Annotated in this window: 9 protein-coding genes; 6 read left to right on the top strand and 3 right to left on the bottom strand. The window is 68.7% G+C overall.

Features of this window, described 5'->3' with window-relative positions:
* Nucleotides 1-73: 73 nt before the first annotated feature.
* From QOL88_RS35610 to QOL88_RS35600, 3 genes are all read left to right on the top strand, one after another.
* Nucleotides 74-790 carry a GH12 family glycosyl hydrolase domain-containing protein gene (locus QOL88_RS35610; RefSeq protein ID WP_097222338.1) on the top strand — a complete coding sequence of 239 codons (717 nt, stop codon included), beginning with the start codon at nucleotides 74-76 and terminating at the stop codon, nucleotides 788-790.
* Between the two features lie 165 nt (nucleotides 791-955).
* Nucleotides 956-3,091, top strand: a complete 2,136-nt coding sequence (locus tag QOL88_RS35605) for an alpha-galactosidase (RefSeq protein WP_097222337.1) — start codon at nucleotides 956-958, stop codon at nucleotides 3,089-3,091.
* Nucleotides 3,092-3,527: 436 nt separating this feature from the next.
* A complete protein-coding gene (locus tag QOL88_RS35600) occupies nucleotides 3,528-6,179 on the top strand; it encodes an RICIN domain-containing protein (RefSeq protein ID WP_097222336.1) in 2,652 nt (883 codons plus the stop codon).
* 867 nt (nucleotides 6,180-7,046) lie between these two features.
* Here QOL88_RS35600 and QOL88_RS35595 read toward each other — a convergent pair.
* Complete coding sequence (locus QOL88_RS35595) at nucleotides 7,047-7,322, bottom strand: hypothetical protein (RefSeq protein WP_097222335.1); 276 nt, start codon at nucleotides 7,320-7,322, stop codon at nucleotides 7,047-7,049.
* On the bottom strand, nucleotides 7,319-8,137 hold the full coding sequence (locus tag QOL88_RS35590) for a phytanoyl-CoA dioxygenase family protein (protein ID WP_179879050.1): 819 nt from the start codon (nucleotides 8,135-8,137) through the stop codon (nucleotides 7,319-7,321). Before QOL88_RS35590 ends, QOL88_RS35595 begins: the two co-directional genes overlap by 4 nt.
* Before the next feature lie 82 nt (nucleotides 8,138-8,219).
* On the opposite strand from QOL88_RS35590, the gene QOL88_RS35585 reads away from it, so the two are divergent.
* Both QOL88_RS35585 and QOL88_RS35580 read left to right on the top strand, forming a co-directional pair.
* A complete protein-coding gene (locus QOL88_RS35585) occupies nucleotides 8,220-9,041 on the top strand; it encodes an AraC family transcriptional regulator (RefSeq protein ID WP_373559363.1) in 822 nt (273 codons plus the stop codon).
* 611 nt (nucleotides 9,042-9,652) lie between these two features.
* The gene (locus tag QOL88_RS35580) at nucleotides 9,653-10,933 is read left to right on the top strand and encodes an extracellular catalytic domain type 1 short-chain-length polyhydroxyalkanoate depolymerase (protein WP_257027979.1); all 1,281 of its coding nucleotides are present in this window, start codon (nucleotides 9,653-9,655) and stop codon (nucleotides 10,931-10,933) included.
* 392 nt (nucleotides 10,934-11,325) lie between these two features.
* Here the strand turns inward: QOL88_RS35580 and QOL88_RS35575 are convergent, their stop codons facing one another.
* Nucleotides 11,326-12,048, bottom strand: coding sequence for a FadR/GntR family transcriptional regulator (locus QOL88_RS35575; RefSeq protein WP_097222331.1), 723 nt, complete (start codon nucleotides 12,046-12,048; stop codon nucleotides 11,326-11,328).
* Between the two features lie 526 nt (nucleotides 12,049-12,574).
* Between QOL88_RS35575 and QOL88_RS35570 the strand changes: the two genes are divergently transcribed.
* A complete protein-coding gene (locus tag QOL88_RS35570; RefSeq protein ID WP_097222330.1) occupies nucleotides 12,575-14,806 on the top strand; it encodes an alpha-L-fucosidase in 2,232 nt (743 codons plus the stop codon).
* Nucleotides 14,807-14,999: the final 193 nt, after the last annotated feature.

Raw genomic sequence — 14,999 nt, 5'->3', positions numbered from 1 at the left:
GCCGCCATGGCAGGACGACCGACTTCTCCCCTCCTGTGTGATCCCCCCACCCAGCACACATTCCGGAGGGCTGATGAAATTCCGTATCGGCTGGGCCGCGCTTCTCACGGCTCTGACTCTCGTCTTCACCCTGCCGAACTCGGCAGTGGCAGCGTCACAGACGTACTGGTTCAAGCACTACGCGACCGGCGGCAACGCCTCGACGTGGTACGGCAACGACAACTCCTGGGGTGTGAACTCCTCGACCGGCACCGGCTTCGTCGCCATGGTCAACGGCAAGGACTGGGGCTGGACGTCCCCGGTGACCACACTCCCCAAGAAGATCCGCGACGTCAGCCCCAACAACAACACGTGGTTCAGCCAGTCGGCATACCCGAAGTCCGGCTCGTACTACGACGCCACGTACGACATCTTCATCGACCCGACCCCCGCGCCGACCGACCGCAACTCCAAGACCGAGCTGATGATCTGGCTCAACTGGTACAACACCAAGCCGCTGGCCGACCGCTACGACGCGAACGGCAACGCGATCCCGGCCGCGACCAACGTCAGCCTGGGCGGCCGCACCTGGGACATCTACGAGTACACCTGGAGCGATGGCGGCCACACCCTCAGCTTCCTGGACCGGAGCAAGTCCGGCTGGTGGTCCGGCAGCCTCACCCCGTTCTTCAACTACGGACTGAACAGGGGCTTCTACACCGGCGACCACTACCTCAACAGCGTCATGGCCGGCTGGGAGTTCGGGCCGGGCGACTACACGGCTCACTCCTGGGGCGCCGTGGGCTTCTGACGTCGCGCCGCCCTTGTGCGTCACCGCGCCGCACACCACCGTGCTCGCCGTCGAGTTTCGACGGCGAGCACGGCATGAACCGAGACACCGGCCTCACAGCCCACGAACTGCCGACCGGTGGCTGCGCGGTCCCGTGCGGCCACTGACCTGGAAAGGACAGACATCATGGGGAACGAACAGCAGAGCTTCCGCTGGGGTCACGACACCTTGCATCTCGAGTTCGTCCTCGGCGACGACGGCGGCGCCCGCCTGACGCATCTCGGACCGCCCGGCGAAGCGGGCAGCGACCCCGGCGCGTCCCTGCCGCTGGTCGAGGTGACGGCCGCGGGTCACGGCCGTCACTGGTCGGGCAGTCGTCTGATCGGGACCGCTCTCGGCGGACGGCTGCGCCACCGGGCCCACCGCGCGGGCCGAGACGGCGACTGGCACACGCTGACCGTGTATCTCCACGACCCGGAAACCGGGTTGGCCGCGGAGGTGACCTACCGGTCGCCGGACGACATCCCCGTGCTCCGCAGCGAAGTGATCCTGCGCAACGAAGGGCGCACCACACTGCACCTGGAGTCGGTCAGCTCACTCACGGTGGGCTGCCTCACCCCGCAGGACCCGGCGGCCGTCGACGCCGCCGACCTGTTGTGGGCGGACAACGACTGGCTCGCCGAGTGCCGCTGGCAGCGGCAGCCGATGCGCCGGACCACACCCGGCGTCAGCGGACGCGTGACGTACGGGCACGGCAAGGCCGGCTTCGCCCTGAACGGCCAGGGCACCTGGTCCAGTTGTGGACACCTGCCCATGGGCGGGCTGACGGACCGGCGTACCGGCCGCACCTGGGTGTGGCAGATCGAGCACAACGGAGGGGGCTGGCGCTGGGAGTGCCAAGAACACGACCGGGCGGTCTACGCGGCGCTGTTCGGACCCACCGACGCCCACCACGGCTGGCGCCACCCCCTGGAACCCGGCGCCGCTTTCCGCACCGTACCCGCCGCCCTGTCCTTCAGCGCCGACGGCGGCCCCGACGCCGCGTTCGCCGCGCTCACCCGCTACCGCCGCGCCCACCGCCGCCCGCACGCCGACCACCGCCGTCTGCCCGTCGTCTTCAACGACTACATGAATTGCCTGATGGGCGACCCCACCACCGACAAACTGCTGCCGCACATCGACGCGGCGGCCGACGCGGGCGGGGAGTACTTCGTCATCGACGCGGGCTGGTACGACGGCGACAACGGCGGCTGGTGGACCACCGTCGGCGCCTGGGAACCCGCCGCCTCCCGCTTCCCCGGCGAAAAGGGGATCCACGAGGTGCTGGACCGCATCAGGGAGCGCGGCATGGTCCCCGGCCTGTGGCTGGAGCCTGAAGTCATCGGCGTCGACAGCCCCATGGCCAAGTCCCTGCCCGACGAGGCGTTCTTCCGCCGCGACGGCGTCCGCCTCACGGAGACCGGCCGGCACCACCTGGACCTGCGCCACCCGGCCGCCCGCGCACACCTGGACCAGGTCGTGGACCGCCTGGTCGGCGAATGGGGCGTCGGCTATCTCAAGCTCGACCACAACATCGACCCCGGCACCGGCACCAGCGCCCACCCCGGCGAGACCCCGGGCGCCGGACTGCTCGGCCACAACCGGGCGCACCTCGCCTGGCTGGACGGCATCCTGGACCGTCATCCGCACCTGGTGGTGGAGAACTGCGCCTCGGGCGGCATGCGATGGGACCACGCCCTGCTGTCACGGCTGCAACTGCAGTCCACCAGCGACCAACAGAACCTGCGGCTCTACGCACCCATCGCGGCCTCAGCCCCCACCGCCGTCACCCCCGAGCAGGGCGCCGTGTGGGCCTATCCGCAGGCGGAGGACTCCCTCGACGAGGTCGCCTTCACCATGGCGAGCGCCCTCCTCGGCCGCATCCACCTCTCCGGCAACCTGCCGGAACTCGGGCCCGAGGCCCGCGCCCTGGTCCACGAGGCGGTCTCCGTGTACAAAGCCGTCCGCGCTGACCTGCCGGGGGCCGTGCCGTCCTGGCCGCTCGGCCTTCCCGGCTGGGACGACCCGTGGATCGCCCTGGCCCTGCACACCCCCGCCACCACCTACCTCACCGTCTGGCGCCGCTCGGGCGGCGAGGCCACCACCACCCTCCGGCTGCCTGAACGGGCGGGCGGCGCGGCCCGTGCCGAGGTGCTGTACCCCGCCGCAGGTCAGGCCGTTGCCGTCTGGAACTCGAACACGACCGACCTCACCGTGACCCTGCCCACCGCGCCCTCCGCGGCGTTGCTGCGCATCACCCGCACCGAGCCGGACGCTCCCTGAGCGCCGTCCCCTCTGCCCACCCGACGAAAGGACGACCAGGGTGCTCGCCCAGAACCAGTCCGCGCCACCAACCCTGTGCTCCCCGGTGAGCCTCACCCCACCGGCCTGGGCCCAGGCTCTTGTCGATCAAGGTTCCGGGTGAGTCCGACGGCAACTGCGCCGTGGGAGCCGGCTCCTCCGGCCAGAGAGCGAGAGCCTTCCTCCAGCCAGCTGATCAAAAGGAGGCGGCGTGGGCCAAGAGAAGCACACCGCAACTCCTGGAACAGCGTCGTCCAGACGCTGTTCAGCGCCTAGCGCGCCACGACGTGATCTGAAAAGTCTCCGGCTCGCGGCAACCTGTGCGGAAGCTGTGACGACAAGGAAGCGGATCCGGCCACGTACGGGGGCGGGATCCTGCTTTCCGCTGTTGAACAGTTTGCAAGGAGAACGCCTCCCCATGAACAACCCCACGAACGGCGGGCGCCGAGGGCGTCACCGCCGCCGCTGGACCGCCACTGGGCTGCTGCTCGGCGTGCCCGCCGTTCTGGTGCCGTATCTCCTGTTCGCGCAGGAGGATTCGCAGGCCGCGACGGTCGACGGCGATGCCTACTACCGGCTGGTTTCCGTGCGCAGCGGCAAGGTGCTGGAGGTCAACAGCTTCTCCACCGCCGACGGCACCCGTATCCAGCAGTGGACCGACCAGAACACGGCCAACCAGCAGTGGAAGCTGAAGTCCACCGGGGACGGCTACTACAAGCTGGTGAACCGCAACAGCGGCAAAGTGCTGGGCATAGCAGGCAATTCCCGCGCACAGGGGGCTACCGCCGAGCAGCAGACCAACAGTTCCGCCACCTCGCAGGAGTGGCGGATCAGCGACGCGAGCGGTTCCGACGCCGTCACCTTCACCTCCCGCAGGAGCGGCCTGGTCCTCAACGTCTCCGGAGGCTCCTCGGCCCAGGGTGCGCAGGTCGTGCAGTACTCCGACCGGGGCGGCACCAACCAGGAGTGGAAGCTGGTGAAGACGGTTGAGACCCGGGCGGCCGGGGCGGGCAGGGCGCGGACCACGGCCGCGGCCGGTCCGTATGTGTGGAAGAACGCCCAGGTGGTGGGCGGCGGTTACGTCACCGGACTGGTGTTCAACCCGCGCGAGAAGGGCCTGCTGTACGCGCGCACCGACATGGGCGGCGCCTACCGCTGGGACACCGGGGCCGAGCAGTGGATCCCGCTGACCGACTGGATCGGCGAGAAGGACTGGAACCTGCTGGGCATCGACTCGGTGGCCACCGACCCCGCCGACCCCAAGCGGCTCTACCTCTCGGCGGGCACCTACACCAACGAGTGGGCGGGCAACGGCGCGATCCTGCGCTCCACCGACCGGGGCCGCACCTTCAAGCGCACGAATCTGCCCTTCAAGATCGGCGGCAACGAGGACGGCCGCGGCGCGGGCGAACGGCTGGCGATCAACCCCGCCGACAACGGAACCCTGTTGCTGGGCACACGCAAGAACGGCCTGTGGCGCAGCGACGACCACGGCGTGACATGGAGTCAGGTCTCCGCTTTCCCCGTCGAGGACGGCGCGAGCAGCGGCGCGGGCATCTCCTTCGTTACGTACGGCCCGGTCGGCAGCAAGACGATCTATGTAGGCGTCGCCGACAGGTCCACCTCCCTGTACCGGTCAACCGACGGTGGCGGCAGCTGGCAGGCCGTCTCCGGGCAGCCCACCGGCCAGTTCCCGCAGCATGGGGTGCTCTCCGGTGACGGCTCGCTGTACCTGACGTACACCGACAACCTCGGACCCAACGGCGTGACGGCAGGCTCGGTGTGGAAGTACACGCCGGACCGCGGGGCGTGGAAGAACGTCTCCCCCTCCCAGGGCAGCTACGGGTTCTCCGGTCTGGCCGTCGACCCGCGCAAGCCCTCCACGGTGATGGTCACCACCCTCGGCCGCTGGTGGCCCGAGGACGAGGTCTACCGCAGCACCGACGGCGGCACGACCTGGAAGGCACTGGCCGACAAGTCGGTGCGCAACGCCTCCGCCGCTCCTTACGTCGGCACTCACACCGGGCACTGGATGACCGCCCTGGCCATCGATCCCTTCAACTCCGGGCACGTGCTCTACGGCACCGGCAACGGCATCCTGCGCAGCAAGGACGCAGGCGCCTCCGACAGCGGCGGCACCAGCCACTGGAGCATGGGCGCCCGAGGGCTGGAGGAGACCGCACTGCTGGACGCGATCGCCCCGCCCGGCGGCGCCGCCGTCATCACCGCCATGGGCGACCAGGGCGGCTTCCGGCACGACTCCCTGACCAAGGTGCCCGCCGGGCGGCTGAACAACCCGCTGATGACCAACAGCACCGACATCGACTTCGCCCAGTCCAAGCCCTCGATGATGGTCCGCGTCGGCCGTGGCGGCAAGCAGGACGGCGCCTACTCCACCGACGGCGGCAGCAACTGGAACGGCTTCAAGGCAGAGCCCGTGGCCAGTGCCCAGGACGGGCATGTAGCGCTCGCGGCGGACGGCTCCACCATCGTCTGGACCCAGGCCGGACAGGCCCCCTACCGCTCCACCGACAAGGGGGCAAGCTGGTCGAAGGTCCGCGGCCTGGGCGACGGCGCCGTTGTCGTCGCCGACCGTTCCTCGGCCAGGACCTTCTACTCGCTGTCCGGCGGCACGCTCCACGCCAGCACCGACGGCGGCGCGACCTTCACCGCCCGCGCCGGCAACCTGCCCTCCGGCAAGCTCACGGCCGTACCCGGCGTCGCCGGAGACCTGTGGATCGCCGGCAGCACCCAGGGACTGCTGCACTCCACCGACGGCGGCCGGACCTTCACCACGCTCAAGACGGTGCAGTCCGCCTCCGCCCTCGGCTTCGGCAAGGCCAAGCCGGGCACCAACTACCAGGCCTTGTACCTGATCGGCACCGTCAAGGACGTCACCGGCGTCTTCCGCTCCACCGACAAGGGCGCCACCTGGCTCCGCGTCAACGACAACGCCCACCAGTGGGGCGCCATCGGCGGCGTCGGCGTCATCACCGGCGACCCCGACACCTACGGCCGCGTCTACGTCGGCACCAACGGACGCGGTCTCCAATACGGCGCCCCGTCCTGACCCACCGGCGCGTTCCACGGCGGCGCCTCCGGCACCCTCTACGGCGTGTACGGGCCACACCGAGCGGGGCCGCAGCCACGATGGCCGGCGGCCCCGCCACGGCGGAGGGACCTGGTCCGAGACGTAGGCCGCGTCACCTCACCCTGGCGGGGCGTCCAACACGGCCCGTTCGACACGCGCACCGGCGGAGCGGAGCACGGTCCGAAACCTTGATGACCGATGGCGACGCTCGGCGGACCACCACGTTGAAAAGCGGTGCGAAGCCAGCCCTTCGAAGGACGTCGGCGGTGACACGTCCGCAGGCCGGAAGAGCCGGCGCTCCCCGTAGACGCGCAGGCCAGGACCTCTCCCTGAGCGACGAGAAGTTCGCCGGCCTGGGCGATCCTGCGGGCATGGAGGCGTCGATGCCTCGGAGTGCGCAAGCCACCCACACACTGGAACGCCGATCTCGTACCACGGGTCGGCGAGGCGGCCTCCCCGGAAGCCCGGCGCGATGCCGAGGGGCCCGAAGATCACCTCGGCCATACCGTCCCCGTCGCTGGGGTACCCCCGAACGCACCGGTCGGAGCGCCGTGGAGCAGGGCCAGATCTAGGCTGGAAACAGCCACTGGAAACCAGCTCTGACGGTCACGGCTGTCCGGGGTCAGAAGCGCCACCAGCAGGGCGGTCGCTGTGGTTAGCAGTGCCCGTACAACTCCCGTATCTCCGCCACGAAACCCTGAATGCCATATGCATGCCCTTCATTCGTTGCGCCATGTTATCGAAGCGCTTCGAATGTAGCGGGCCGTAGCAATCTCTTTCTCGAGACGGTCTACACAAGGGTGAGACAGATAAACGCAGGGAGTTCTGTTGAAGCGTTGCCCTGCGTCAAAGGCGAAGGCCGTCCTCCACCTTCTCGAAGAAGAACTCGTGCTTCAGGAAGGAGACGTCGTACTCGTGACCGGGCTGCGGGGGCAGCAGTTGGGAGGCCTGGAACAGGCGCCACCCGTCCTGCAACGCGCCAAGCCCGGTGGAATAGGGCGGCTCGTCGCTGTCACCGGTCGTCGGACGGGTCCGGCCGGTCCCGTCGTAGCGGGACCAGCCCACGACGGGGGAGTCCAGCGCCGACGTCGCGAGATAGAGGACCAGAACCTGCTGCCTCATGCGTGACTCCTCAGGGCCGGCCGGTTGCTGACGCGCGTGACCCAGTAGTCGACGTCGAACGAGTCGTCTCCGGTCAGGGCCCGCCACAGCAGGACGCGGTTGTAGATCTCCAGTCGGCCCGTGGCCCACTCGTACCAGGGGAAGGACGTGCTGAGTTCCGCGGTCACCGCGGGGTCGTGCAGGTCGGAGACGTCCCACAGACGTACCTGCGGCACGGTCGGGTTCAGGCGGAGTTTGTACATGTAGCGCCGGCCCGCGGTGTCGTTGCGGCGGCCACTGTGCCAGATGCCGTGATGCACGAGAACGACCGTGCCCGCCGGGCAGGTCAGACGGGTCTGTCCCCGAAGGTTCTGGACGCGGCCGACGTCTGTCTCGTTGATCCTGCGCAGATGGCTTCCGGGCACGCTGAGGGTGCCGCCCATCTCGGCGGTCACCTCGTGCGGGTAGTACATGAGCTGGATGTCGAACGCGTCCGGCCGCACGTCGATGATCGCGTCGCCGTGGAGCGGCTGCGCCTGTCCCTCGTGCGGCTCGCGCACATGAACCGCATGGTGGTCGACGGTCGGCTCGGGGCCGACCAGGCTCTCGACAGCGCCCGCGACGACCGGCAGAGCGAGCAGCTCGTGGACGAAGGTGTCCTGCGCGAACGCCCCGCCCAGCGGAGTGCCGTAGGGCACTTCAGGCAGGCCCTCGTCCAAGGTCGCGACGGCCCGTTCGTTGATCTCCTGCGGCACCACCCCGTCCAGGCGCAGGAATCCCTGCCCGACGAAGCGCGCCACCTGAACAGATGTCAGGAGTTGCTTGCTGGTTGACATGCGACGAACGTACGTGCCCGGTCCGGCTCGGTCGTGGGCTGAAATCGTCCAGTGCTGGTAATTTTCCGTCCTCGTGAAACACATAACGCTGCAGCTCGACGAGGCGCCCACCGTGGTTGATGCCGGCATCGCGGTACACGGCGTCTCAACCTCCCACGATGTCTTCCGGCTGCCTGATCTGTGGCAGTTGCACCTCTACAACTACGAGGGTGCACTGTCCCTCGGGCAGTCGGTCCACCCCATACGTCCCGGCCACGTCAGCCTCGTGCCGCCGAACACGGAGGTGCACTTCCACTACCGGGGCAGGTCGGAACATTTCTACGTCCACCTGCGGCTGCACGACGGCGGAACCGCGCGGGTGGTGCCGGTGATGCAGGACGCCGCGGCCGAGAGCACCCACCTGGCCGACCTGCTCCGACACGCCGTGACGGCCATGCCGACCTCTCCCCCACGAGCCACGGCCGAGGTCTGGACCGCGCTGTGGCGCATCGCCGAGCTACCGAGGGGCGAGGGAGCCGGGCGCCGCCACCCCTTCGTGGCCGCAGCCCAGGCGTACGTCGAGGAACACCTGGCAGGTCCGCTGTCCGTACCGGACGTCGCTCGCGCCGTCGGAATCTCCCATACGCACCTGACACGCGTGTTCCGCGCGGAAACCGGCCTCACGGTCGTGTCGTACATCCGGCACCGACGCCTTCAGCGCGCCCGTCACCTTCTGCTGTCCTCCACCCTGCCCATCACCGCCGTCGCCGCGGCTGTGGGCATCGCCGACCTCCAGGCATTCAACAAGGCCTGCCGCCGTGAACTCGGCGCGAGCCCGCGAGACGTACGTGCGGCTGCCCCGGCGGGGCTGGACGGCCGAGGCCCGCGCGAGAGCCCCATCGAGGCCGCACGCCAGTGCCGCTGACGGGGCCTCATTGCTCGGCGTGCCCCCGAGCGGCTACGGCCCGGACGACGAGTGATCGAATGACCGTCGAAGCGTACTCCCCGCCCAGCGGGCCCGCGTCGACACGGGGCGGGCTCCACCAGTCGGGTCCGGCCAAGGAGTGGGTACGACATGGGTGGGCAGAGTGAAGTGCGCATGTGGAACAGGTGAGTTCGCGAACGAGCCCCGCGAGGCCGCGCCGCGCAGGTGGCTGGTGTGGTTCCTGGCGTTGTGCGCGGTGTGGACGCTGGGCGCGATCGCTTGTGCGGCCGTCGCGCTGCTCACGCCGGCCGGTGACAGTCCGCAGGAGGCAGTGGAGCGCAAGGCGGGGACGCACCATGACGCGGCGCGCCCTGGCGTATTGAAGCGCTTCACTTCATAACTCGAGTTGATGAGAATCCCCTGCTGAGACAGAGGGACAGGCGAGGCAGCCTTGCATTCCAGGCATTGACACCATGCCCACGACAATGGAAGCGTCGAAGCGCTTCACCACCCGGTCATATCCCCCGGCCGCGCCAGACTCCAGAAAGGACACCGTCATGTCCCGGAAGTCCAAAAAGAAAAGCGTCACATATGTACTGGTAGCCCTGCTGATGGCGATATCGCCGCTGATCGCGGCGCTCGCCCTGACCGGGGCCTCGGCCACCACCGCGTCGGCCGCGTCACTGACCGAGGTGACCAACTTCGGCAGCAACCCCGGCAACCTGCGGATGTACGTCTACAAGCCCGACAGCGCTCCGGCCCGCCCGGCGGTGGTGGTTGCCGTGCACTACTGCACCGGCACGGGGCCCACGTTCTACGCCAACACGGAGTTCGCCCGCCTGGCCGACCAGCACGGGTTCATCGTCGTCTACCCGGACGCGAACGTCAGCGGGCAGTGCTTCGACGTCTCCTCACCCCAGGCGCTCAAGCATGACGGGGGCAGTGACCCCACGAGCATCGCCCAGATGGTCCGGTACACCCTGCAGAACATGAACGCCGACCCCAGCCGGGTCTACGTCACCGGCGCCTCGTCCGGCGCGATGACGACCAATGTCATGCTCGGCGCGTACCCCGACCTGTTCAAGGCCGGCGCGGCGTTCATGGGTGTGCCGTTCGGCTGCTTCGCCACCACCAACGGCTCCGGCTGGAACACCGACTGCGCCACCGGCAAGATCAGCAAGACCCCGCAGGAGTGGGGCGACCTCGTCCGCAACGCCTACCCCGGGTACACCGGTCCCCGGCCGCGGATGCAGTTGTGGCACGGTACCGAGGACGAAGCGCTGTACTACGCGAACTTCGGTGAAGAGATCAAGCAGTGGACCAATGTGCTCGGGGTGAGCCAGACCCCGGTCTTCACCGACTCCCCGCAGTCCAACTGGACCCGCACCCGCTACGGCTCCACCGGCGCGCAGGCACCGGTCGAGGCGAACAGCTTCCAGGGTGTCGGGCACTCCCTGCCCGAAAGCGGCATGGCGGCCCGGGCCATCACCTTCTTCGGACTCGACGGCTCCGGCGGGACCACCACAAGTCCGATCCGCGCAACCGGTTCCGGCAAGTGCCTGGATGTGCCCGGCGCTTCGCAGACCAACGGCACCCAGACGCACATCTGGGACTGCAACGGCCAGACGAACCAGACCTGGACCAGCACGTCGAGCAAGCAGCTCACCGTCTACGGCGGTGCGAAGTGCCTCGACGCGGCCGGCGCCAAAGTCGTGCTGTGGGACTGCAACGGCGGCACGAACCAGCAATGGAACCGCAACTCCAACGGCACCATCACCAGCGTCCAGTCGGGCCTGTGCCTGGATGTGACCGGTGCCTCCACCGCCAACGGCGCCCTGGTCGGACTGTGGGACTGCAATGGGGGCAGCAACCAGCAGTGGCGTCTCGGCTGACATCACCACCCAGGGCTTGGAGGGCTTCTCGAAACCACCACCACCCTCGGTTTCGAGAAGCCCTCCAAGCTCACACCCCGATACTGCCGCCGTCCTGGTCTGTCTCGGCGGAGCAAGCGCACTGGCCGGCCTGCTCACGCGCTGATCGGCCGCAGCGCACTGCCGGCTCTGCACCCGTCGGGTCAGTGTCGACTGAGCGCCGCACCGGCTCGCCATCTGTGCTGAAGCGCTCCGGCCGTGTCTGCCCGAAGGTCGCAGCGCCAAAGAGGTGCAGCCGAACGGCCTACCGGCCCGCTCGAAGGGAGCATGCCTCCGAGCGTATCGGCGAGCTGGCTGCCGAGTGCTTACGGCGGTCAAGAGAGCGGTTCCTGATCCCGCCCGGAACCCGCCCGTCAGTTCTGCGCTGCCGATCCGGAGGGCAGGAGTTCGCCGGAGCGCAGGTGTTCCCTCAGCCACTGCTCGGTGTTGCTCACGTGGAGCAGCGCCGCCGCCTGACTGAGCGCGGCGTCCCGGGTGGACAGCGCGTTGAAGATCGCCTCGTGCTCGGCGAGGGTGCGTCCCGCGGCCCTGTCGTCGACAAGACCGCGCCAGATACGGGCACGCAGCGTGCGGCCGGAGATCCCTTCCAGGAGGGTGAGGAGGCTCTCGTTGCCCGTGGCCGAAACCACGGCGCGATGGAAGGCGGCGTCGTGAGCGTTGAGCTGTGCGACGTCGTCGCGGGCCTCACGCATGGCGTCCAAGTGCCGCTTCACCACGGCCAGTTGGACGTCGGAGATTCGGGTCGCGGCAAGGGCCGTGGCCATCGGTTCGAGGAGCCGCCGCACCTCCATGAGGTCCTGCAGGGCGACCGAGTCACCCTGCAGCAGTTCCACCGCGCCGCCGAGGCCCTCCAGCAGCAGGCTCGGCTGGAGGCTCGTCACATACGTGCCGTCGCCCCGCCGGACCTCCAGGACCCGCGCGACGGCCAGCGCCTTGACCGCTTCGCGGGCGAGATTGCGGGACAGACCCAGCTGAGCGGCCAGATCCGGTTCCGGCGGGAGCTTCGAGCCCGGAGGCAGGGCACCGGTCCGGATCAGCTCACGGATCTGCTCGATGGCCTTGTCCGTCAGTGACACCGCTCATCACTCCCCTACCGTGCCCCATGAGCACGTCCGACCTGATCAGCTCCTGAGTGCGGAGATCATCCCAGAGCCCGCCAAGGACTTGCCGATCATGGAGTTCACGTTTCGTCCGACCTGTTCCGGAGGCCGCATGGCGAGGGTGGCGTCGATGATACTGGGATGCGTCTGCGGGCAGACGATCACGGCGACGCGCAGAGTGACTCCCTGCGCCGAACAGGCCTCGGCGACCGCCCGAGCGCGGGAACCAGAGTCGGCGGGGGTCCTGGTGCGCGAATCTCCGAGGCAGGGTCGCCTGACCCGTCCAGGTGCTCGGATGTCCGGAAGCGCACGCCGCGAAGCGCCGCGAGACATGCCATGTTTCATCGATCGAAATGCACGCCAGATCGATACAAATCAGGCAAATCACCCAAAGACGTGGGCTCTTTCATCCCTGCATACTGATTGACATCCATGGTCAGATGACCGACCTTCATGCATGACCCCTGCATTCCCCTGCCCCTTCCGCATCAGGGATGTGTCCATGTCGAGTTCGATCAACCGACGTCAGTTCGTGGCATCAGCAACCTGCGTGGCCGCGGCGGCCGTTGCCGGAGGTCTGTTGGGTGTCGGTGACGCCGAGGCGGCGCCCGGCACGTACACGCCCGACTGGAACTCCGTCGACCGACACCCGCCGGCGCCGGAGTGGTTCAAGGACGCGAAGTTCGGGATCTACTTCCACTGGGGCACCTTCAGCGCCCCCGCCTTCGACAACGAGTGGTATCCCCGCGGCATGTACCAGGCCGGGAGCTCACCCAACAAGCACCACATCGCGACCTACGGCCAGCCCTCGGCATGGCCGTACCACAACTTCATCCACGGGGCGAAGGACCTGGCGGGCAACACCGTGAAGTTCGCTCCGCGGCTGAAGTCGGCCGGCGGGAAGTTCGACCCGGACGAGTGGGCGCAGCTGTTCGTCGACTCCGGCGCCAAATTCGCCGGGCCGGTCGCCGAGCACCATGACGGCTTCTCCATGTGGGACAGCCAGGTCAACGAGTGGAACTCGGTGAACAAGGGCCCGGGTCTCGACCTGCTGCGGCTCTTCTCCACCGCCATCCGCGCCAAGGACCTCAAGCTGCTGGTGGCCATGCACCACGCGTACAACTTCACCGGCTTCTACGAGTACGCCCCCGCGCAGACGGACGAAAGCCTCAAAAAGCTCTACGGGCAGCTGGACCCGGCCGCTGCGAACCAGCTCTGGTTCGACAAGCTCAAGGAGGTCGTCGACCGCGCCCGTCCCGACATCCTGTGGCAGGACTTCAACCTGGACGCCGTCGACGAGAAGCAGCGCCTGAACTTCCTGGCGTACTACTACAACCAGGCGGCCAGTTGGGGCCGTGAGGTCGTCGCCACGTACAAGGACGGCATGAACGGCAAGGGCGAGGTCTTCGACTACGAGCGCGGTGGTCCGGCCGACCTCACCACCCCGTACTGGCTGACCGACGACAGCATCTCCAGCAGCAGCTGGTGCTACACGCAGGGCATCGGTTACTACAGCATCCAGCAGATGCTGCACTCGTTCCTGGACCGGGTCAGCAAGAACGGCAACATGCTGCTGAACATCGCGCCCATGGCCGACGGCACCATCCCCCAGCAGCAGAAGGACATCCTGCTCGGCATGGGCGACCACCTGAAGCGCTTCGGCGAGTCGGTGTACTCGACCCGCGCCTGGACGGCGTACGGCGAGGGACCGACCAGGATGGGCGGCGGCTCCTTCACCAAGCCGACGGCCGGCACGGCGCAGGACATCCGCTTCACCCGCAACAAGGCGGGCAACGTCCTGTACGCCACGGTCCTGGGCTGGCCCGGCAGCTCGCTGACGATCAAGACCCTGAGCGCGGACCGCATCAACCTCTCCTCGTTGACCTCGGTGAAGCTTCTCGGCACCACCGCCGGCAGCTACATCGACCTGCCCAAGCCGGTCCAGAACGCCTCCGGCCTCACGGTCACCCTGCCCTCCTCCGCGCCGTACGGCGCCACCGCCTACGTTCTGAAGCTCGACTTCTCCGGCACGATCCCCGGCCTGCGGCCGCTCGCCGGCGCCGTCGCCTTCACGGACGTCCACTACACCGGCAACGCCGCCGTGCTCACCGTCGACGACCACACCGCGGACGCCCTTGCCGCGGCCGGACTTCGCCCGGGCACGGTCTCCTCCCTCCGGCCGGCCCCCGGCCACCAGGTGGTCGGCTACTCCGGAGACAACTTCACCGGCACCTCTTGGACCTTCACCGCCGACAACCCCGACCTCAGGGTCACCGGCAACAACGACCAGATCACCTCGCTGAAGGTCCAGTTCGCCCCGGCGACGTACTTCCGGATCACCAACGCCACCAACGGCCTCGCCCTGGACAGCGGCGGCAACGTCGCCTCCGGCTCCAACCTCAAACAGTGGACCTGGGACGGCAGTTCGAACCTGCAGTGGCATGCGGAGGCTGTCGAGGGCGGCTTCTACCGGCTGGTCAACCGCACGAACGGCATGGTCGCCGACGGCTGGGGCGCCACCGCGGACGGCTCGGCCGCACGGCAGGCCGCCTGGAACGGCGGCCCCAACCAGCAGTGGGCCATCACCCATCGGGGCGGCGACCGCTATTCGATCGCCAACCGCACCACCGGTCTGGTCCTCGACGGAGGCGGCAACGTCGACTCGGGCTCCAGCACCAAGCAGTGGACCTACGGCAGCAGCACCAACCTGCTGTGGAGCTTCACCGCGCAGTAGCCGACGCAGAAGCTGCCACTGACACCGACCGCCCAGGGGAGCACCACAGATCCGGCCACGGAACCTCCGACGCGTGCCGCGCCCGTCGTCGAGCGGGGCCGCGCAGTCCCCGGCCCCGCTCGGTTCCGCCCGCGGGGGGGTCAGGCACGCACCGGCCGGGGCGCCGTGGAGCAGAAGCGGACCTAGGCTGGAA

The organism is Streptomyces sp. Ag82_O1-12, from assembly GCF_900182715.1.
GTDB lineage: Bacteria > Actinomycetota > Actinomycetes > Streptomycetales > Streptomycetaceae > Streptomyces > Streptomyces massasporeus.
The sequence above is the reverse complement of the archived record's forward strand: the minus strand, read 5'-3'. Positions and strand labels throughout refer to the sequence as shown.